This window comes from Hahella sp. NS-SX17 (assembly GCF_057367735.1).
On the sequence record NZ_CM170632.1, the window covers coordinates 1,427,595 to 1,447,758 of the forward strand.

The 20,164-nt window shown below is 54.9% G+C and carries 18 protein-coding genes; 12 read left to right on the forward strand and 6 right to left on the reverse strand.

The features are described from left to right. The first annotated feature begins 141 nt into the window (after positions 1-141). On the forward strand, positions 142-684 hold the full coding sequence (locus tag AC2IBB_RS06445; protein ID WP_486332076.1) for a hypothetical protein: 543 nt from the start codon (positions 142-144) through the stop codon (positions 682-684). A gap of 34 nt (positions 685-718) precedes the next feature. Here the strand turns inward: AC2IBB_RS06445 and AC2IBB_RS06450 are convergent, their stop codons facing one another. After that, entirely contained in the window at positions 719-1,054 is a 336-nt protein-coding gene (locus AC2IBB_RS06450; protein WP_486332077.1) for a YkgJ family cysteine cluster protein, read from the reverse strand. A 381-nt stretch (positions 1,055-1,435) separates the two neighbouring features. Between AC2IBB_RS06450 and AC2IBB_RS06455 the strand changes: the two genes are divergently transcribed. Beyond that, positions 1,436-2,980, forward strand: a complete 1,545-nt coding sequence (locus AC2IBB_RS06455) for a hypothetical protein (RefSeq protein ID WP_486332078.1) — start codon at positions 1,436-1,438, stop codon at positions 2,978-2,980. A gap of 84 nt (positions 2,981-3,064) precedes the next feature. Next, positions 3,065-4,354 (forward strand): hypothetical protein, encoded by a 1,290-nt coding sequence (locus AC2IBB_RS06460; protein ID WP_486332079.1) that lies wholly within the window; start codon positions 3,065-3,067, stop codon positions 4,352-4,354. Between the two features lie 17 nt (positions 4,355-4,371). Here AC2IBB_RS06460 and AC2IBB_RS06465 read toward each other — a convergent pair whose 3' ends face one another. Then, positions 4,372-5,442 (reverse strand): phospholipase A, encoded by a 1,071-nt coding sequence (locus AC2IBB_RS06465; RefSeq protein ID WP_486332080.1) that lies wholly within the window; start codon positions 5,440-5,442, stop codon positions 4,372-4,374. Positions 5,443-5,639: 197 nt separating this feature from the next. Between AC2IBB_RS06465 and AC2IBB_RS06470 the strand changes: the two genes are divergently transcribed. From AC2IBB_RS06470 to argS, 3 genes are all read left to right on the forward strand, one after another. Beyond that, entirely contained in the window at positions 5,640-7,010 is a 1,371-nt protein-coding gene (locus tag AC2IBB_RS06470) for a DegQ family serine endoprotease (RefSeq protein WP_486332081.1), read from the forward strand. Positions 7,011-7,350: 340 nt separating this feature from the next. Further along, complete coding sequence (locus AC2IBB_RS06475; protein ID WP_011395068.1) at positions 7,351-7,902, forward strand: hypothetical protein; 552 nt, start codon at positions 7,351-7,353, stop codon at positions 7,900-7,902. A gap of 188 nt (positions 7,903-8,090) precedes the next feature. Next, positions 8,091-9,827: an arginine--tRNA ligase gene (argS, locus tag AC2IBB_RS06480; protein WP_486332082.1), complete on the forward strand. Its 1,737-nt coding sequence runs from the start codon at positions 8,091-8,093 to the stop codon at positions 9,825-9,827. A gap of 49 nt (positions 9,828-9,876) precedes the next feature. On the opposite strand, the gene AC2IBB_RS06485 is transcribed toward argS, so the two are convergent. After that, entirely contained in the window at positions 9,877-10,344 is a 468-nt protein-coding gene (locus AC2IBB_RS06485; protein ID WP_486332083.1) for a helix-turn-helix domain-containing protein, read from the reverse strand. 79 nt (positions 10,345-10,423) lie between these two features. Between AC2IBB_RS06485 and AC2IBB_RS06490 the strand changes: the two genes are divergently transcribed. The 4 genes from AC2IBB_RS06490 (at position 10,424) to AC2IBB_RS06505 (ending at position 14,400) form a co-directional block, all read left to right on the forward strand. Then, positions 10,424-11,845, forward strand: a complete 1,422-nt coding sequence (locus tag AC2IBB_RS06490) for an MFS transporter (RefSeq protein WP_486332084.1) — start codon at positions 10,424-10,426, stop codon at positions 11,843-11,845. 58 nt (positions 11,846-11,903) lie between these two features. Next, positions 11,904-12,431, forward strand: coding sequence for a hypothetical protein (locus tag AC2IBB_RS06495; protein WP_486332085.1), 528 nt, complete (start codon positions 11,904-11,906; stop codon positions 12,429-12,431). Positions 12,432-12,722: 291 nt separating this feature from the next. Continuing rightward, positions 12,723-13,457, forward strand: coding sequence for a class I SAM-dependent methyltransferase (locus tag AC2IBB_RS06500; protein ID WP_486332086.1), 735 nt, complete (start codon positions 12,723-12,725; stop codon positions 13,455-13,457). A gap of 313 nt (positions 13,458-13,770) precedes the next feature. Next, entirely contained in the window at positions 13,771-14,400 is a 630-nt protein-coding gene (locus AC2IBB_RS06505; RefSeq protein WP_486332087.1) for an ATP phosphoribosyltransferase regulatory subunit, read from the forward strand. A gap of 337 nt (positions 14,401-14,737) precedes the next feature. Here AC2IBB_RS06505 and AC2IBB_RS06510 read toward each other — a convergent pair whose 3' ends face one another. Next, positions 14,738-14,926 (reverse strand): OmpA family protein, encoded by a 189-nt coding sequence (locus AC2IBB_RS06510; RefSeq protein ID WP_486332088.1) that lies wholly within the window; start codon positions 14,924-14,926, stop codon positions 14,738-14,740. Positions 14,927-15,021: 95 nt separating this feature from the next. Between AC2IBB_RS06510 and AC2IBB_RS06515 the strand changes: the two genes are divergently transcribed. Continuing rightward, positions 15,022-16,143, forward strand: coding sequence for an FAD-dependent oxidoreductase (locus AC2IBB_RS06515; RefSeq protein ID WP_486332089.1), 1,122 nt, complete (start codon positions 15,022-15,024; stop codon positions 16,141-16,143). 11 nt (positions 16,144-16,154) lie between these two features. Here the strand turns inward: AC2IBB_RS06515 and AC2IBB_RS06520 are convergent, their stop codons facing one another. Together AC2IBB_RS06520 and AC2IBB_RS06525 are read right to left on the reverse strand one after the other, a co-directional pair. After that, positions 16,155-16,946: a substrate-binding periplasmic protein gene (locus AC2IBB_RS06520; protein WP_486332090.1), complete on the reverse strand. Its 792-nt coding sequence runs from the start codon at positions 16,944-16,946 to the stop codon at positions 16,155-16,157. A 306-nt stretch (positions 16,947-17,252) separates the two neighbouring features. Then, positions 17,253-17,684 (reverse strand): BP74-related protein, encoded by a 432-nt coding sequence (locus AC2IBB_RS06525; RefSeq protein WP_486332091.1) that lies wholly within the window; start codon positions 17,682-17,684, stop codon positions 17,253-17,255. A gap of 404 nt (positions 17,685-18,088) precedes the next feature. On the opposite strand from AC2IBB_RS06525, the gene AC2IBB_RS06530 reads away from it, so the two are divergent. Beyond that, positions 18,089-19,981 (forward strand): DUF885 domain-containing protein, encoded by a 1,893-nt coding sequence (locus AC2IBB_RS06530; RefSeq protein ID WP_486332092.1) that lies wholly within the window; start codon positions 18,089-18,091, stop codon positions 19,979-19,981. Positions 19,982-20,164: the final 183 nt, after the last annotated feature.

A 20,164-nucleotide genomic window follows, 5' to 3' on the forward strand; every position in this document is an offset into this window, starting at 1 on the left:
GTCAACGCAACAAACTGTTTGCTTTCAAGAAACTTTCTTCTTTCACCGGAGTCTAACCACGGCAGACGTGGTTAAGGCTCTGGGCCTTGCGTCCGAGCCGGTTTCCTCAGTTGATCATCGTAATCCCCGGGGAGAACCTGTATGAAGATACTGCTGTCCTTAATGCTGGCGCTGTTTCCTGCGCTGGCTTCTGCGCAATTGGGTCCCCAGTCGGACTGGGGCGATATCTATCGGAATCGTTTCTATTCACCGGATATGCCGGTGGTGACCTTCCACGCCAAGTCTTCAAATGGCGTGGGCTCAAAGTTGATCTTCGCCAAAGTGAATGAAGTCAGCCGTTTTATTGGCGCGGATGGCTTGGAATACCTGTATGGCGGGACCACTGAAATCTGCAGTAAATATGCAGTGACAGGCGGTTTGAGCGACAGTGACCGGGTTTGTTTAGCGAAAGAAACGGTAGAGCTGGTGCGGCCGCGAGCCTACCGGTTTGAGTTCTGTGTATTGCGCAGCGACGGCGATTGCGCGGGCTATGCATCTTCCGAGCGGCAATATCCATTGACCTACGATGTGGCTGTCTACAAGAGGCTGAGTGAAAGCGACGCCTTCCACAGCGGCGCGGCGCCGGCATTCACCAAGCGCGTGCAGGTGCCGGAGTGCCTGGATTGCGCCAGTCGGTTGCGTTAAGCCCTTGTTCTCAAACGAAGAGCGGGCGCCTGTGTCAGGCGGCCCGCCAGTCGGGAAAGTCCAAAGGCAAGCCGTGCTTCGCCCTGGCTTTCAGGCAGCCCTCTGAACCGGCTTCGAACTCTCTGCAGGGAGTGGGCCTCTGTTCGTAAATGGAGCAGGTCGTATAACCGCCGATATCGCCGCATAACGCGCGACAGCGTGGCTGCGGCTGATTGGTGCCAGCCATGACGCTACGCCAAGGGTTCAGCTTCTCCGTAAACTCCAGCGGCACAGCGCCGCCGGACTCGGCGTCCGCCTCCGCCCAATAAAAAGACACGCGAAAACTGGCGCAACAGGCGCCACAGGACAAACAGGGGTTGTCCACACTCATTGCCACACACTCCGTGCACAACAACCAGCGCTAACTCTGGATGGTTTGATATATGAATCTGCTTGGGCGACGACCGGGAAATCGGCGTGGAAACCGTTTGGTCGCCGTAAATCGGAGGGCATTATCTGTTCAATTCCGCATTTTGGCAATATAGTCATTAAGTGGATGTATAAACTGAGGGAGGGAGTAGTTGACTCCAGCTCGGGCATTCGGCCTAAGTGCAAGGCGGGATTACTATTTTTTTAGGGATATGCACAATCACACACCGGCTGGAGCCCACCGTTAAGAGATCGCTGTTCGCTTGACGGTCAGGGGAAGACCGAGCAAATGGAAGTAAAGTGTAAATCAGGTCATCAACAGGAATGGCAATGAGAGTTCATCATGGTTGGCGCTTTGAATAATCATTGGTGGTCAGCGCTTATCCTACTTATATTCACCGCGCCTCTGGCGGCCGCGCCTTCCGTTTCCCCCTTCGGCCATAAAGGCGAGATCTCCGGGGAGCATCAAGATCAGGGCGGTCTGCGTCCGATATCGTACTCCCTGCGTTGGGAGCTGTATCCATTGCTGAGCGGCCCCGCTGTGAGCGGCTCGATTAAATGGAGGATGCAGGCCGGTCTGGTGGACGCCGAGCTGGGCGCCGGCGTGCAAGGCGACAGTATTCCGCCTGAGGTCGCCGACACCATCTTGCCTTATGACATCAGCATGTACCTTTGTGGTCCAAATAACGCATTCAAAAAACCGGTTTGTCTGGATGTGGACCCAGGTATGGCGAAAGCGGGAGGTGGGGAGTGGTCGCTTTCGCTGCCGCGTCAGCTCGACTGGAGCAATCTGTTTTGGCTGCCGGGAGAAGAAGGCCGACTGTGGTTGACCGAAGATCAGGCCAAGGGCGTCGTGCGCAAGGGCTTTACCCCGACCCGGGTGCGTATCGCCAAGGTGAATTGGGACTTGTCAGGTTTGCGCCGCTGGGCCGCCGAATTCTATCCGTTCGAAGAAATCCGTAATCTGGAAGTACGTGTGTTCAGCCAGCTCGATGTCATCGCCAGAGCGCATCACCTGTCGTTAACTCCCATTCGTGAAAAGCTGAGCGCCTATAAAAGCGCGCATACGCCCATGGTTTATCGGGACAAACTAAAAGCAATTCTCGCCAAGTTTGACGCCGGCATGCTGGACCCCATGCTTGAGCCCGAGCGTCGGGACGCCCTGACGCAGCAGGCATTGCGCGTGCGTTCCGACATGGCGCGCGAAGACGTCGCCCGCAGCCGAAGGGTGGCTGAGCTGGATAAACAGGCGCGCGCCCAGAAGCTGGAGTGGGAGCAGAGTTTGTATCGGCGCGTGTGGCGGGATGAGACCAATGAGGCGCTGCGCCTGCAGGCGCAATATGACTACTTGTTACAGCAAACGGAGCGGTTTGGCGTCAAATCGGTGGAGGCTTTCGGGTGTGAGGAATACCTGCTGGCGTTCACTGAGTCCGGCGTGGAAGAGCTGGGCGAACGGCTGGAGTGTCTGCAGGAGTACGACGGTTACCTGCTTGGCAAGCTTGCGCAAACGGAGGCGCTGCTGGATTTGCATGACGCCACCGCCGCCAAGGGTAAGTTACGTGGCAAGATCGAGGAGACCCATGAGCAGGTGGAAAAAGAGATTGCCGACAATTTGTTGGCGATGCAGCAGTTTTATGATCGGCTGAGCCGGGATAAGTCTATAAAAGACGCATTCTCCGCAAAGCGAAAAGCGGAGCAGGAGCGTTTGTTCCGCCATTGGCTGGAGAAATATGCGAAAGGGGCGCTGGCGCAGGCGGAGAAATCATTGAATAACCTGCGCAGGGTGCTGATGGCTGGGGGGATGACTCCGGACGCCGCCCCGGAGGATTCCGCCAATAGCGTGGATAAAAAGCTTCCCTCCCGGGAAATGTCTGGCGGAACCCTTTGAACTCATGCGTCCCCAAGTGGGCGCGACTAATATCAACGATAGCCTTTGCCGAATAAACTCTAGGTGACGGCGGATTACGACGGAATGGAAAAAGCGCAGATCGAAGAATTTATAAAATCCCGGGGGACGGTGGACGACATTCTGTCGCCATCGGCCTGGCGGGCGTTTTGGACGCGCTTGCAGAATGAACTGGTCGGCAGGGCGATGAGCAACAACCGGGCGGCGGACTCGGAAGAGTTGCAGACGGCGATGGCGCAGGTGGAAACCGTCTGGCGCAAGTTGGGCGAACAGCTGCAGGAGCGTTTGGGCGTGGTGTTGCTTGATGCGCCCAGCGGGTCAGATAAAGACAGCGGGATTCAGGACGCTATTAATCAAGGCATCGTCGATAGCCTGTGCAGGCAGGGGCTGGAGCATAAGTTCTGGAACCTGCAGCTGAAAAAGTCCTCCCCCAAACCAAAACCGCAACCCCAGCCGGCGACTTTTAAAACCGGCAATGGCGTCGCCGCCGAACCCAAAGCGATGAACCGGGCGGTGCGGGTGGTGCGCCCGGACGTTAAAAAAACGCTCGCTTCTCACCTTCGCTCCCGGCGTTTTGTTTTCGCCGGCGTCGCTATTCTCGCGGCGATTGGCGTGCTGGCGCTGCCATTCGGCTGGGTGACGCCGACAGCCATATTATGGTGGCTGGCGTTCGCTGTATTTTGCGCCGCTGGCGTAGCCTTTCCTAACCTATACGGTCGTCGCACCACCCAGTTTTTTATCGTATTTGCGGTGACGCTGGGTCTGATTGGTTTGCTGGGCAAGGCGGCGGAAGCCCCGCGTTGGGGTGGCCTCAAAACCGGTATCGTCGCCGCCACCTATCCAGTGTATAACCTGCTGTCCCTGCATAAGGTCGTCGATATCGGTTCCGTGCGGCGGCTGATAGTGGACGGGCGTACGCACATCAGCGTGGATAAGCGTCTTTATGACGAGGTTGTCGGACAGGGCGAGTTGTTGGTGCAAGTGGACAATCAAAGCCCCTGGCGTTTAACGCCGGGGGGGCTGCGCGTATTTGCGCCGGAGCAGGGCTGGCTGCGTTTGCGAGCGTTTGGTCTGGACGCGCCGGGTTTGTGGCGAGGAGAACCAATAGCGCCATACAGCCGCGGCGAGTGGCGTTTGCTCGTCCCTTCGTCAGGAGAGAGCGTCGCTGCGCTGACGCAAGCGGGTTTACCGGATAACGACTCGCTTGCGGAGGCGCAGAACGCTCTGGAGTCTCTACGCGGCCTGGCGCGTTATGGCGAGGATCTGTCGAGCGCCCTGGAGCCTCAATATCAGATCTCCCATTATGACCGGCAGGCGGAACTGGAAAAAATGTTCGACCGCCTGCTCGCCAATTGACGGGCTGCAGCGCCTGATCAGAGCAAGTCCGTCAGCAACACGCCGATGCCAATACGTTCTACTGACGCGTTATAGTCCATCAGGTTTTCGCCGTAGCCATTGAAGTACTGCACGTAACCGCGCAGCCGCTTCCATAATGGGAAGGTGAACCCCAACTCCACCGCGCCTTTGTTATCCTCGCGCAGGTTGTTGCGCAGCATGAGACTGGCTTCGTAGTTATCCCAACGATAGGCGGTGGTGAACTCGAAGTGTCCCATGTAGTCGTCTATATCGGGATTGTCGTCGCCTTTGGGATCGAGCTTGTCCTTTTTCTGATCTTCCGGAATCCTCCACCAGGGCTTCAGACTGAAAACGAAGCGGCTATGCTCCCAGATGAAGTTGGCGTAGATACGGTTCCAGCTCCGCGACAGCGGCTGTGAACGGCCGTTGGACTGATGGCTGAAGCCCACCGCCAGCAGACTGAAATCCGCGGTGGAAAAGGTCCAGTCTACCGGCGCAATCCAGAACACTTCCGGTTCATAGTTGGTCTCCCTAAATGGCGCGGAGTAATCGTGGTTATACACCTGCCAGAAGGACTTGAGGGTTACGCCGAAAAATATGGCGTCCGAGTCGATGAAGGTTTCCTGCGCCAGCGGTACTTTCAGGCTGATCTGAAACTTGGCCTCCAGGTTATCCAGTTCCGCCTCCTCCCCAAGGTCGTAGGCCTCGCGTAACGGTTCGCTGTTGGGGTTTTTCAGGTAAGACACTGGCATCAGGTAGTTGCGCAGGTGTGGCGTGATTACGCTGCGGCTGTCGCCGGACAGCTGCTCACGAATGATGCGTTTGACGATAACGCTGTCACCGTTTTTCACTGCCGGACTGGCGTTTTCAGGAATCTTCGGGATTTCTAGGCCGCAACGGTTTTTCAGCTCGTCGATGGTCATATCGCCAGGCCCCTGAGTCAGCGCTTTGAACACGCAGGTTTCGGTTTCATCCTGATCATTGGTTTGCAACTGAGCATGGGCGGGAAGGGCGTTGACGCCCAGCGCCAAGGCGCAGCAAAAAGTAATAGCATTCAGTCCATTAGGCGCTGATTTAGAAAAATTCATACTCTGGTAATATCCGCGTTGGGCAGGTTATGGAAGCATACGTGACAGAGAGCCGCGATTGTAAATCTAACCTGGATTTATGACAAAACCGCTCCCATCTCATAGGACGTTATAACTAAGGAAATTTTCAAACGCGCTGTCAGGCCGTGTGGCGTGCGTTCGCCGTCGGCCCGTCTGCGTCAGCGGAGGAATGATACATGTTGATGGGTAAAACCCTGACTGGATTGAGATTATGTGTACTGGCCGCTTGCGTCGGCTGGGCGGCCTCCAGCGCCGCCGCACTGCCGCTGGCCGACTCCCAGGGCCAGCCACTGCCTACCTTGGCGCCCATGCTCAAGGAAGTGAACCCCGCTGTCGTCAACATCGCGACCTACGCCAGGCAGGAAAGCTACAGTCCTTTGATGCAAGACCCCTTCTTTCGTCACTTCTTTAATATTCCAGACAACCGGCGGCCTCGTGAACAACGTCGCCAGCAAAGCGCGGGCTCTGGGGTCATCGTTGATAAAGATAAGGGTACGGTGGTCACCAATTACCATGTCATCAAAGGCGCGGATGAGGTGCATGTGTCGTTGACGGATGGTCGTACTTTGAAAGCGGAAGTACTGGGAGGCGATCCTGACGCGGATATCGCTGTGCTGAAAATTGAGGCGGAGGATCTCAGCGAAGTGAAGATGGCGGACTCAGACGGACTGGAAGTCGGCGATTTTGTGGTCGCAATCGGCAACCCTTTTGGACTCGGGCAGACCGTCACCACGGGCGTGGTGAGCGCACTGGGACGCACAGGCTTGGGCATCGAAGGCTATGAAGACTTTATTCAGACCGACGCCTCCATCAACCCCGGCAACTCCGGTGGCGCGCTGGTCAATCTCCGCGGAGAGCTGATAGGCATCAACACCGCTATTCTGGCCCCGTCTGGAGGCAATGTCGGCATTGGGTTCGCCATTCCTGTCAATATGGCCAAAGCCAGCATTGACCAGATCATTGAGCACGGTGAGGTAAAACGCGGGCAACTGGGGGTGGGGATTCAGGACATCACCCCGGATCTGCGCCAGGCTTTCAAGCTGCGCAATGGTCAGCGCGGCGTTTTGATCACTAGCGTCGCCAAGGGCTCGGAGGCGGAAAAGGGCGGCCTGAAGACGGGAGATATTATTGTCGCCGTAGACGATAAAGCCACTCGTAGCGCAGGCCATCTGCGCAGCCAGATCGGACAACGCAAAATTGGCGATAAACTGCGCGTGACTATTTTGCGTGAAGGCGATGAGAGAATCGTGAAAGTGACTTTGCAGGAGCCGCCTAACAGCATTGCAGGCGCCACCCGTATCCACAAGCTGCTTGAAGGCGCATCGTTTGAAGATAACCCAGACGGCTCTGGCGTCGTGGTGACCGGGTTGGCGCCGAATTCAAACGCCGCCTACAGCGGACTGCGCCCAGGCGACGTTATTATCGGCGCCAATAATCGCCGGGTAAATGCCGTAAGGGATCTGCAAAAAGTGGTGGATGCAGGTGAGAGCAAGCTGCTCCTGCTGGTGCAGCGAGGCGGCGGCGCCTTTTATCTGGTGATTCGCTGATTTGATCTGCATAAACCGGGATACTGAGCTGAGTCCAACTTCATTGCGCTTGTATATAAAGCCATTCGGAGAACGAGATGGAAGCATTAATATGGCAATGCTATAGCCATGTTAATGCTCAGGCGCATGGATGTCCTGTTGTTGCAGACAAGTAGAAGGAAGCTATTTGTCTGCCTGATTAATATAAGGGGGCTGGATAAGCGACAGACCTATTGCGTCGTTTTAGTGCACATAATGAACTTTCCATGTGATTGATTAGTATGAAAAATATTTAATAACAGGTATGATTCGCCTTCACCTGGACAGGTGAGGAGTATGTATTAAAAAAGGAAAAGTCAGTATGACCAAAACACTAGCAGGGCTACTTTTAGCAATTTCCACTACCGCATCCGCACAGTTTCAAGTCGAAAATAATGTTGAGTATGGCTTTATACATCTGGATAGGGTTTCTCTGTTTCCTGAATTGAAACTTGGCGAGTCTGTCTACGTTAAAGATATTGATTTTTGTATGGATGAAAATGGCGCACTATATGCTGGCGCTAACGGCTATCACTTCTATCCCACTCTAGATGCGCCCTATGTGATAACGTCGGTAGGAGAGGGTAAAGTGGCGATAACTCATATATCCGAAAAAAACGGTTTTCTGCTAAATGGTCCGGCCGTCCAGATACTGCATAAATTGAAGCAAGAGGACTTGAGCAACCCTTGGAAGTGCGGCTTGGAAGGCGCGGAAAATACTCCTGTAGAATCTCGTTCGCCGTATAAAGTTGAATCGTTGTTTGGCCATATCAGCTATGAAGGTTTAGCGGAAGCAGTTAATAAAGAGTTTGAATCACGTTATGGCTCTGACGTTACTTACTCGACCGTCATTCGCATATACGAACCGGAATAAGCCATTGTCTTAATTTCTTTATTACGCCTGGCGCACCGCCGCACTGGGCGTTCCCTTCAATTCACGACATTCTGTCTTACCCGGATAACTGCGGATTTTTCCTTGACCGGATACTGCGGTATCATGGCCGCCATTTCCATCAGTTTCAGCGGCGGACTCCCGTTGCTGTGAGTAACGAAGATCTTCCTATGAATCTGCAACAATTGCTTGAACAGAAAATCAGCGCGGCGCTGCATGCGGCGGGCGCTCCAGAAGGCTCTCCGGCGATCGTGAAGCCGTCCGGCAAGCCTCAATTCGGCGACTATCAGGCCAATGGCGTGATGGGCGTCGCCAAAGCGCTGAAAATGAATCCGCGCGAATTGGCCACCAAAGTCCTGGACGTTCTGGATCTGGGCGACATGGCCGAGAAAGTTGAAATCGCCGGCCCAGGCTTTATCAATATTTTCCTGAGTAAAGACTGGATGAGTCAGAGCCTGCGCCAGGTGCTGGCCGATCCGCGCCTGACCATTCCTCTGGACAGCCCCAAACAGACCGTCGTGGTGGATTACTCCGCGCCTAATCTCGCGAAAGAAATGCACGTAGGCCATCTGCGTTCCACCATCATCGGCGACGCTGTCGTCAGAACCCTGGAGTTCCTGGGCCACCGGGTGATTCGTCAGAACCACGTGGGGGACTGGGGCACCCAGTTCGGCATGTTGCTGGCCTACATGAACAAGTTGAAGGCGGAGAACCAGCAGACTCTGTCTATGGAGCTGGCTGACCTGGAAAACTTCTACCGTCAGGCCAAGACGTGTTTTGATGAAGATCCTGAATTCAAGGATAGCGCGCGCCAGTACGTCGTGAAGCTGCAATCTGGCGATCAAGAGTGTGTGTCGCTGTGGAAAACGTTCATTGATATTTCCCTGCAGCATTGTGAAGACGTATATGAACGCTTGAATGTCAGCCTGACGCGGGCGGACGTAATGCCTGAAAGCGCCTATAACGAAGACCTGCCGAATGTTATCGATGATCTGCGCGAGAAAGGCCTGCTGACTAACAGCGACGGCGCTGAGTGCGTCTTTATGGATGAGTTCAAAGGCAAAGACGATGAGACGTTGCCGCTGATCGTGAAGAAGTCTGACGGCGGTTACCTGTACGCCACCACTGACCTGGCGGCATTGCGCTACAGAGAGCGGGTTCTGAAGGCGAATCGGGTGCTTTATTTCGTCGATGCGCGGCAGTCATTGCACTTGAATCAGGTCTATGCGGCTGGCCGCAAGGCAGGCTTCGTCAGCCCGGATATGTCCCTGGAGCATATGGCGTTCGGCATGGTTCTGGGTACGGACGGCAAGCCTTTCAAGACTCGGGATGGCGGCACGGTCAAATTGGCGGATCTGCTCACCGAAGCGCAAGGCCGGGCTTATGCGGTCGTGAAAGAAAAGAATCCGGAAATGCCGGAAGAAGAGCTTAATCGCATCGCTCACGTCGTCGGCATGGCGGCGGTGAAGTATGCGGATCTGTCCAAGAACCGCTCCAGCGATTACATTTTCAGCTTCGACGCTATGCTTAGCCTGGAAGGCAACACCGCGCCATACGTGCAGTACGCATACAGCCGGGTAGTGAATGTCTTCAAGAGAGGCGAAGTTGGTAATCTGACCTTTGAGGGCGATCTGCAACTGGTGGAGCCCATCGAACGCGCGTTGGCGGTCAGATTGCTGCAGTTCAATGAAATTCTGCATTCTGTGGCGTCAGAAGGCTGTCCCCACATTCTGTGTGGTTATCTCTATGATTTGTCTAAAGAGTTCGCCAGCTTCTACGAAGGCTGTCCGGTTCTGAAAGCGGAAGAACCGGTACGTAGCTCGCGTCTGATGCTGTCATTGCTCATCGCCAAGACCCTCAAACAAGGCTTGGATTTGCTGGGCATCGAAACCCTGGAGCGGATGTAATTCTCATCCTGCTTCTCATAAACCCGGCGGGGCTCTCCGCTCCGCCGGCTTAATCTTTTTCTCCTTTCCCTTGCTGTGATTTCCCTGGCTTGCTTTTCAAGCGGCCTTCACTGTGTCGCTTACGCGCCGCCGATCTGATTAACGTTTGAAAGCGGGGACATTCAAGCTGATTGGGCTCAGGGCAATTAGCGACATGGATGATGCTGTCCCGCATCGTCTCCATTCGCTGAATGAGCTGGTCCAGCTCGCTGGCTTTTTCGATGAGTTGCGCCCGGTCTATTTTGGGCTTCCCATCGTGGGAGAACATGGCCCCAATCTCTTCCAGGCTAAAGCCCGCATATTGGCCCAGGGAAATCAAACCTAACTGGTCAATGACCGTGGAGCGGAAAATCCTCTTTAACCCTTCTCGCCCAATGGACTTTATCAGCCCCTTCTCTTCGTAGTACCGAAGGGTGGAAGCTGGCAAGCCGGACAGCTTAGCCACTTCGGCGATATCCAGCTCATTACAGTTTTTCATAAAGGTGTTGACCTAAAGCTGACTTTAACTTGCATAGTAGCTTCCTCAATACGGTAGTTAAAGAGGAAGTGGAGTCGTTATGGCCAACAGTGTGGAGCCTCTCTCTGAATATCGTGGCGCGCTGGTCGCATTGCTGCTGTCAACTTTTCTCACCGCCCTGGCGATCAGTAGCGTCAACATTCTATTGCCCGAACTGGTGTCTAGCCTTGACGCCAACTACGCCCAGGTCCAGTGGGTGGTTATCGCCTACATGATCGCGCTGTCTTCTTTCCTGGTGATTGCCGGAAGTCTGGGGGATACCTACGGCCGTCGCCCATTGTTTATCGCTGGCCTGGGTATTTTTATGGTGGGCTCCGCCTTGTGCGGAATGACGGAAAACATAGGGATGCTCTCGGCGTACCGTGGAGTCCAGGGCATCGGCGCCGCGCTTGTGATATCTCTGAATCTGGCTTTGGTGAGAGATGTTGCGCCGACGGATCACACCGGGCGGGTAATGGGTTGGGTTGGGGGCGTGTCCGCCGTGGGCACCGCTGCGGGTCCTGTTCTAGGCGGCCTGATAACTGGCTTCGCAGACTGGCGATGGGTGTTCTGGCTCAACCTCCCTTTGGGAGCGCTTACTCTGTTCCTCGCTATGCGTTATCTTCCTCGCGCCAGCCAAGGGGCGGATAAGGCGTTGAAACCGTTTGACCTGATGGGCTCCGCCCTGCTGGCGATGATTGTGCTCATCTATTCGTTCGGGATTAAGCTCAAACTTGAGGAGGCGTTGCTGCGCTTTTTTATGGCGGGGCTTGCGCTTGTTCTGTTGGTCGCTTTTGTCTTGGTTGAACGGGCGAAGCCCTCTCCTTTACTTCACCTTTCATTGTTGCGCGATTATCGCTATGGCCTGAGTTATCTGATTCAGTTCATTGTGGCTTCGGCGGTAATGACCGCCTTGGTGATTGGGCCGTTTTATCTCATTTCCCTCGGCTTGAATCTGTCCATGATCGGACTGGTAATGGGCTGCAGCCCTGTGTGCGTCATGATTGCCTCAAGCCTTATCGGTCGCCGCGTAAAACAGGAAACTTGCAGCAACATGGCGTCAATCGGCGTGCTGCTTCTATTTTTCGGCTCCCTGGGCCTCGCTCATCTGAGCGCCGCGACGGGCGTCATCGGCTATATCGCCTGTCTTATGGTGACCGCCATCGGCTATGCGTCCTTCACCGTCGCGAACAACACCCAACTAATGGCTCGGGCCGCTCCGGAACAACGAGGACAGGTATCCGGCCTGCTGAATCTCTCGCGCAATCTGGGAATGCTGACCGGCGCGGCCCTGATGAGCGCTTTGTTCGATAGCGTCACCAACGCGTCGGCGCTCGGCGCGCTGACCCCGCAACTGGCTGAAACCGGATTACATCGTGTGTACGCCTGCGTCTCCTTAGTGCTGTGCGTTGGTCTTGCTGTGCGCGGGTACTGGCATTTCAGGGAATACAGAGAAAGGGACGGAATAAGAACTCTAACCTAAAGTTAGCTTTAACTATTAAGACGCATCAATAAGACTTGTTTAACCCATTGGAGGACTTATGCAACCTACCGCACTTGATCACTTTATCGAATTGGCTCGCGAGGGCTGGGATGGCTTGACTACAAGTAATGTAATAAGGCTCCGCCGCTTGCTGCAGAATCTGGCGAAAGCTTCCACTGAAGAGCCTTGGCTGGCGCGGATTCACGCGGATCGGCCCGATATGGTCGAGTTGTATACCGACCCAGAGCACGGATACAGACTGCTGGCCCATACCGAACCTCGGGGGCTGTATCGGGCGCCTCATGACCATGGCGCCGGCTGGGTGTTGTACGCCTTACAGCATGGCGCCCTGGAAATGTCCACCTATCAGTCTATTACGGATAAGCGCGGCGGAACCCGGCTGGTGAGTAGAGGTTGCGATACCCTGATCCCCGGTGATTGCAGGGTATTTTTACCTGGCGATATACACGACACCCAGTGTGTCTCTGACTATATCGTGCAGTTTCGTCTTACCAGCAGCGACTTCAAACTGGAGAAGAAAGAAGGACGGATGATTCAGTACCTGGATCAGGGGAACATGGCGTGAAGGGCTTGGTCTGGTAGGGGCTTTTGCGTCAGATCGCCGCATGTGTCAGATGGCGGGTTTTATTGACTCCGTTTTTTGCCCCTGAAATAATCGCGCGATGATTTATATCGATATTCATATTGTGTCGCGAATTGAGGGCGTTCCTGGTGGGGCGTCCGTAATTCGTGAGCAAATCTAAGTTCGCGTAATTGCGAAATCAGCCCCGCCGTATCAACGGACGGGGCTTTGTCACGCCTGTAGGAAGTTGTATCCCGTTCGTTGCCGGCTTCTTTTCAAACGGAGTACATACTGATGACACAAAATATTTACGACACCGACTCTTTTTTTGAAGGCTACAGCGAGCTGCCGCGGTCTCTGAACGGGCTGGACGGAGCGCCGGAGTGGGCCTCCATCCGTGCGCTGATGCCGCCCTTGGCTAACGCCAGCGTGGCGGACTTAGGCTGCGGTTTTGGCTGGTTCTGCCGTTGGGCGCGTGAACAGTCTGCGGCTAGCGTATTGGGCGTCGATGTCTCTCAGAATATGCTGACCAAGGCGAAAGAGATGACGTCGGACGCTCATATTGAGTACGCCCGAGAGGACCTGGAGACGCTGGCTCTACCCGAGAACTGCTACGACCTGGTATATAGCTCGCTGACGTTGCACTACATCGCCAACCTGCAAGGTCTTTTTGAACAGGCGTATCGCAGTCTGAAACCTGGCGGTTGGATGATCTTCTCGGCGGAACATCCGATTTATACGGCCCCCATGAACCCTGGTTGGGCGGAGGACCAGAATAAAAATACCCTTTGGCCTATCAATCAGTATCTGGTGGAAGGGCCAAGGACCACTGATTGGCTGGCCGATGGCGTAGTGAAACAACACCGCACTCTGGGAACCTATCTGACGATGTTGATTAATGCCGGCTTCACCCTGAAGCATCTGGAGGAATGGCGTCCCAGCGCGGAGCAAATCGAGGAGTGCCCGGAACTGAAAGTCGAGTTGGAGCGACCGATGTTCTTTATCGCCGCAGCGCAACGCGTTGAGTAACGACTGACTAAAGCGCGACTCGACTAGATGAAAACCAAGGCGGCGATCTCTGTCTATGAGGCGCCGCCTTTTCTTTGTTTTTTTGCTCCGGCGCATGGCGTTAGCCCGGCGGGTTGACATCCTTCTGTTCGGACGCATAATGTCCGGCATGATTACTTTCAACTTTCATCCAAAGCATCTGCATTCACTGTCGCATCGTCGGCTGGGAGAGCTATTGCTTGGTTGAAAGTTAAGCCCGTTCACTGAGAAAGCCCTCCCAGCGTTGCTGCGAGGGCTTTTTTATTGTTTTTAAATCAGTGAATGGGAATTCGTTATGGAATATAAAATTGAAGGTATGGCCAAAGGCGTCCGCATTATCAGCGGCGATACGGCGAAGCAGCGCAGAGTCTTGCTGAATCAGATGATTGCGCTGGCGGAAGCGAGTGGTTTTGAAGAGGTGATACTGCCTTCCATCGAACCCTCTCAAGTCTATGTGGACAAAGCGGGCGAGGAAGTACTGGGGCAGATGTATGTGTTTCCGGATAAGAAAGGTCGCTCTTTATGTCTGCGTCCGGAAGGGACGGCGACGGTGCAGTTGGTGGCGGATAAACACTTCAAACGCAGAAAGAACGTGCGGCTCTGGTATTTCGAGCGCTGCTGGCGCTATGAACGGCCCCAGGAAGGTCGCTACCGGGAGTTTTTTCAATTTGGCGTCGAGGTCATTAATCCTACTACGCCAACCGTTCGGCAAGAGCTGATCGATCTGGCGGAGAAGATGGTGTCGCTGCAAACCTCAGAATATGAAGTGTTCAGCGCCGTGAAGCGTGGGCTGAGTTACTACATGGAGGATGGCTTCGAAATCTCCGTACCCAAGTTGGGAGCGCAGAAACAGGTCGTGGGCGGCGGCGCTTACAAGCAAGGAGTTGGTTTTGCGGTTGGCTTTGATCGTCTGATGCTTAGTTAGGTAACCCTTGATCGATTATCCGCCATGCACTATGGACGGGGAAATTCTCCTGATTTATCAGGCATTCTGAATTTCCCTGTCCTCATCTCCCCATGTGGGCTGAGCCTGTCAGAGCCTATCCTCATCTCCCCCGTTCGCCCTGAGCCTGTCGAAGGGCTCTCCAGGGCGACTCAGGAAAAGTAGCCGATTTCCCGGATATTGATTAAAGGTCATTGCCTATGGATTAGCCCTCTGAAACTCCCTTCGACAGGCTCAGGGCGAACGGAGTAGAAAGAAAAGGTCGTGTCTGGCGATGCGAAAGTCCGCTATTGAGGACTGCCAGGACGACCGGTTCAGACTACCTTTTCACCAATTCAACCCGGCGGTTCCTGGCTTTGCCCGCTTCGTTTTTGTTGCAGGCGACAGGGGCCGCCATACTAACGCCTAAGGCAGTCATGCGTTCAGCGCCGATCTGGAGCTGGCTCACCAGCGCAACCAAACCTTTGGCCATGGTCTCTGCGTGCACTTTTGCCATACCTGACTGCATGGGCGTCTCAAGATTGCTGCGTATTTTGGGTTGCTGGCCAGCTATTATTCAGGGATAACGGAAGTGATGATTCATTGACGCGCGGATGGACTATTGTGACGGCTGAACAATCAGACTCTCTGACCCTGCTGCTCCTTGGCGGCGGCCATACCCATGCCTTGCTGTTGCTGGCGTTGATGCGCGACCCCCTGCCGAATGTGCATGTGACGCTGGTGTCCGAGCGGTCGTTGAGCCCTTATTCCGGCATGCTGCCGGGTTTGGTGGCGGGGCATTATCAGTATGAAGAGGCGCATATCGATGTGCGGGCCCTGTGTCGTCACGCGGGAGCGGAGTTCATCGAAGGACGGGTGAAAGGACTGGACTGCGCCCGGCGCATGGCGTTTCTGGAAAGCGGAGAGGCGTTGCGCTACGACTATCTCTCCATCAATATCGGCGCTGTTCCGGACTTGGATACGCCGGGAGCGTCTGAGCATGCGATTCCCGTCAAACCCATCGCCGACTTTTGGCCTCGCTGGCGTGAGGTCTATGAAAGCCTGTGCGTTGATCCAGTAGGGCGGAATATTGTGGTAGTGGGCGGCGGCGCTGGCGGCGTGGAATTGGCGTTCGCCATTGCGCATGCGCTACAGTCTGCGCCGGCCGCTCATCGTGTGACCCTGGCGGCGCGCAGTACGCCTGTGGCGGATTATCCGAAGCGGATGCAGCGCTGGCTGCATCGCCGGCTGGACCGCTATGGCGTGATGACGCAGGTAGACTTCGATGTTGCGGAAGTAACCTCTGAACGCCTGATTGATAAAGAAGGACGGACGTTACTTGCGGACTATGTGTTCTGGTGTACGCAAGGTAAAGCGGCGTCCTGGTTGATACAGACGGAGTTACCCTTGACTGCAGAGGGCTTTATCCGCGTCGCCCCCAGCTTGCAAAGCATTGCGTTTCCTGAGGTATTCGCCGTTGGAGACTGCGCCTGGATTGACGCCTCTCCCACACCCCGGGCGGGGGTGTACGCAGTGCGTCAGGCGCCGTTTTTACTTGATAATTTGCACCGTTTGCTGCGAGGCCTGCCGATGCGGACATATCGTCCTCAGCGGCGATTTTTAAGTTTGCTCGCCTGTGGCGGTTGTGACGCTGTGGGCGCGCGCGGGGGCGTCAGTGTGGCGGGCCGCTGGGTGTGGCGCTGGAAAGACGTGATTGACCGGCGCTTTATGAAGCGGTTTCCCTGAACCGGGATCGTTCAGTCGCCACTGGTCAACGCTTTTGAATTGGGGGCGTCGTAGGCGCCGCGATAATAATCGGCTTCCATTTCCTGATAACGTCCGCTGGCGCGTAATTGGCGCAGCCCTTCATTGAATTGCAATATGAGTCTGGCGCTCAACGGGCGCTTGCGGGACAACATGAGCCGGTACTCATGTTGGTCGAAAACAGTGGATGAATGGGTGATGCGTGCCTGCTCCTTTTGTGGGAAGTGCATGCGCAAAGCGGCGTAACCGACGGCTCTGGCCAGAGGGAAGGCGTCTACCCGTCGCCGCAACAACATATTCATTCCCACTTCAATGTCCCGCACTCCGACCAGCATGACCTGCCCAGACTCCACCACCTCTTTCCAAACGCCGAGCTTGGACCCCAGGGGCACGGCGATGGACTCACCGCGCAAGTCGGCTGGCGATTTCGGTTCTAAGGGATGGCTGCGCAGGTGGAACAGCACCTCATCCTGAGTGGCCACAACATCGCTGAAAAAAGCGAACTCATTCCGCTGCGACGTTTGCGTCCATAGCAGTGAACCGTCGATCTGCCCGCTTTCCACCATAGCTTCCGCGCGGGCCCAGGGGAAAAACTGATACTCCACCTGCACGTCCACGATGGCGAAAGCCTCTGTCACCAAGTGCGAAGCGAACCCGTAATGAGGCAGGCGTTCGGAAAGGAAAGGCTCCCACTCCCCGTTGGCCAGAATCACCTGCTGACGCTCTTCCGCCATGACGGTGGCGGCGCAAACCAGCAATAAAAACAGTCGAAGCCAATAGAGCATGGGGTGTAAGTGAGATAGTGCGTCGTACTTTATTAATCTGGCAGACCAATCGCTTCCTTCTATTTGTCTGCAATGACAGGGCCTGCGCATGTTGTCTGCAATGACAGGGCCTGCGCATGGCAGTCCCTGTCTCCCGCGGCTGATCATTAACATGCCAATACCATTGCCATATTAATAACTATAGCTGAATCGTGGATGGGGCTTGTTGCAGCCATATGACGGCATGGCAGTACGAGGGCAGGCGAGGCGTTAGCAAAAAGGCCCGAAGAGAATTCGGGCCGTTGCATTGAAGATGGGCTGAGCGGGCTATTCCTGGGTAGGAACGCCGACCTCTCTCACCAGTTTGGAGCTCCAGGGGCACCAGATATTGCCGGGTAAAAAGGCGCCGCCGACTTCGTTGAGGTGTTCTTGAACGTATTGCATGGAGGCGTCGCAGACCTCTATGGCGAACTCGAAGAAGCTGATGGTGTCCGTGTCCATATGATATTGCCATCTTGGGTTGTAAGGCGCTGGAGAAGGGGTGACATAGCCCATGACGTGATAAAAGTCCTCCTGGCCGTTAGCCAGAATGTCCCGCGCCTGCTGAATTTTCGCTTTGTCCGTTAACTGAATGACAAATGTCTGTTCCGGCTCGACGTCGGTAAACTCGAAATAGGCGACCTCGGCGGAGGAGGCGGTAGCGGCGCAGAACGCCAGAGGGGCGGCCAGAGTCTTGATCAGGTGTTTCTTAATAGTCATAAGATTACTTCCTTTTAAGTTCTTAACACTTTCCAGTAATAACGCTCGTGATTGGTTCACGAAGCGGATTCTACTGCGTTTAATGCGCCTCCAATACCGTGCTTTTCCCAATATTCATCCCAGTTTCTAGCCGATAAAAAGAATCGTTATTGGCTGGGCGATACGAGCATAAGGAATATGAGCCGGTGTCAAGGCGCTGTTGCTTGCATAACCGGATAAAAAGCAGTATTGGATGCAGTTGTCCGGCGAGTCTGTGCAACCTTGAATAGGGCGCCGTGGCGAGTAGCCGTTTTCAAAATGGCGAGACTTGCGCAAGCTGGCCGGCTTCGGGACGATAAGAGCAACGAGCGCCCTGTCCCTGCGGTTAAGGGGTGGGGAATGTATGAGAACATGGAAACCAACGGATGTATAAAGCGAAGATAAAATTGTATTCCTGCGTGCTGCTATCCACCTTGAGTCTGGGGGGAGGCGTCGCCACCAATGCGGCGTGGGCCGGGGAAACAGGGAGCACAACTGCGATGTCGCAGACAGAAACGGCGGACCAACAGGCGCAAGCCTTGTTCGATCGAATTTTTAAAGGCTGGGTGTCGCGCAGCCCCACCTTTCAGTCCTACTTGGGCATTAAAACCGACTATGACCAATGGGACGACATGAGCGAAGCCTTTTCTGAAGAGTCGCTGCGCATCGCCAAGTCGAATTTGCAGGATCTTCTGGCGCTGGATTTCTCCCGCCTGAACGCATCGAATCAATTGAGTTATCAATTGATGCAGCAGCAACTGGAAGCTGAGATTGAAGATTACCGCTGGCGTCACTACAACTACCCGGTCAATCAGATGTTTGGAACCCATTCCGGCGCGCCTTCTCTATTGATCAACCAGCACAGCATTGATGACGTCAAAGATGCGGAGGCTTATATCAGTCGTCTTAATGGCGTTCCCGCGCTGTTCGATCAACTGATTGAGCAGCTGGCGCTGCGGGCGGAGAAAGGCGTGATTCCGCCGCGCTTTGTGTTTCCCAAAGTGATTCAGTCCAGCCGCAATATTATTACCGGCAAGCCGTTCGCCGGCGAGAAAGACAGCGCGCTGCTGGCGGACTTCGCTGAAAAGGTCGGCGCTGCGGATATTCCCGAGGCGCGCAAGGCGGCACTGATGGCGGATGCGAACAAAGCGTTGCTGACTTCAGTAAAGCCGGCCTACGAAAAGTTGATCGCTTATCTGACGGACCTGGAAAAGCGCGCGGACGACAAAGCCGGAGTCTGGAAATTCCCGGACGGCGAGGCGTTTTACGCCAACGCTCTGCGTCGCATCACCACCACGGATATGAGCGCGGAGGAGATTCATCAACTGGGCCTCAAAGAAGTCGCCCGTATCCACGATGACATGCGCGCGATCATGCGGCAGGTGAAATTCCAAGGCGATCTGCAGGCGTTTTTCACCTTCATGCGTGAGGACAAACGCTTCTACTACCCGGAAACGGAAGAGGGCAAGCAGGCGTATCTGCAGAAAGCCACGGCGCTGATCGACGACATGAAAGCCAGCCTGCCCAAACTGTTTCTGACGCTGCCCAAAGCGGATCTGAAGGTCAAAGCGGTGGAGCCGTTCCGGGAGCAGGAAGCGGGCAAGGCGTTTTATGAAGCGCCGGCGCTGGAAGGGGATCGTCCGGGCCTGTATTACGCCAACCTCTACAAAATGAGCGAAATGCCCATTTATGAACTGGACGCGCTGGCCTACCACGAAGGTATTCCCGGTCACCACATGCAGATTTCCATCTCCCAGGAACTGGACAATCTGCCCACCTTCCGCAAGTTCGGCGATTACACCGCTTACATCGAAGGTTGGGGGCTGTATTCAGAACTGTTACCCAAAGAAATGGGCTTCTACAAAGACCCTTATGCGGACTTTGGTCGTCTCTCGATGGAACTGTGGCGAGCCTGTCGTCTGGTGGTCGATACCGGCATACACGCCAAGCGCTGGTCCCGGGAGCAGGCGATTGACTATCTGGCGGAGAACACGCCTAACGCCCACGGCGACGTGGTCAGGTCCATTGAGCGTTACATCGTCATGCCCGGGCAGGCCACTGCGTACAAGATCGGCATGCTTAAGTTCCAGTCTCTAAGACAAAAAGCCAAGCAGGAATTAGGTGAGAAATTCGACATTCGCGAGTACCATGATATTGTATTGCGTGACGGAGCCGTTCCGTTAAATGTATTGGATGGACTGGTGACCGATTGGATCGATCACAAAAAAAGGGATGTTCTCGTCAAAGAAAAAGAGGCGCTTCAGGACGGGAAGTCATGAAGTCTCTGGCTCTGCTTTTCTTCTTGTTGAAAACATTCACCCGACATATCTGAGTCATCGTCCGTTCAGGAGCGGTTTTACTTACGTCGTCAGGCGCCCCTGCGTGAGCAGGGGGCCAATGGCGGGTTGCGTGGCGATGCGCAATGCACGTAACCGTACAGGAATAAAATAACCAGCTAAGGA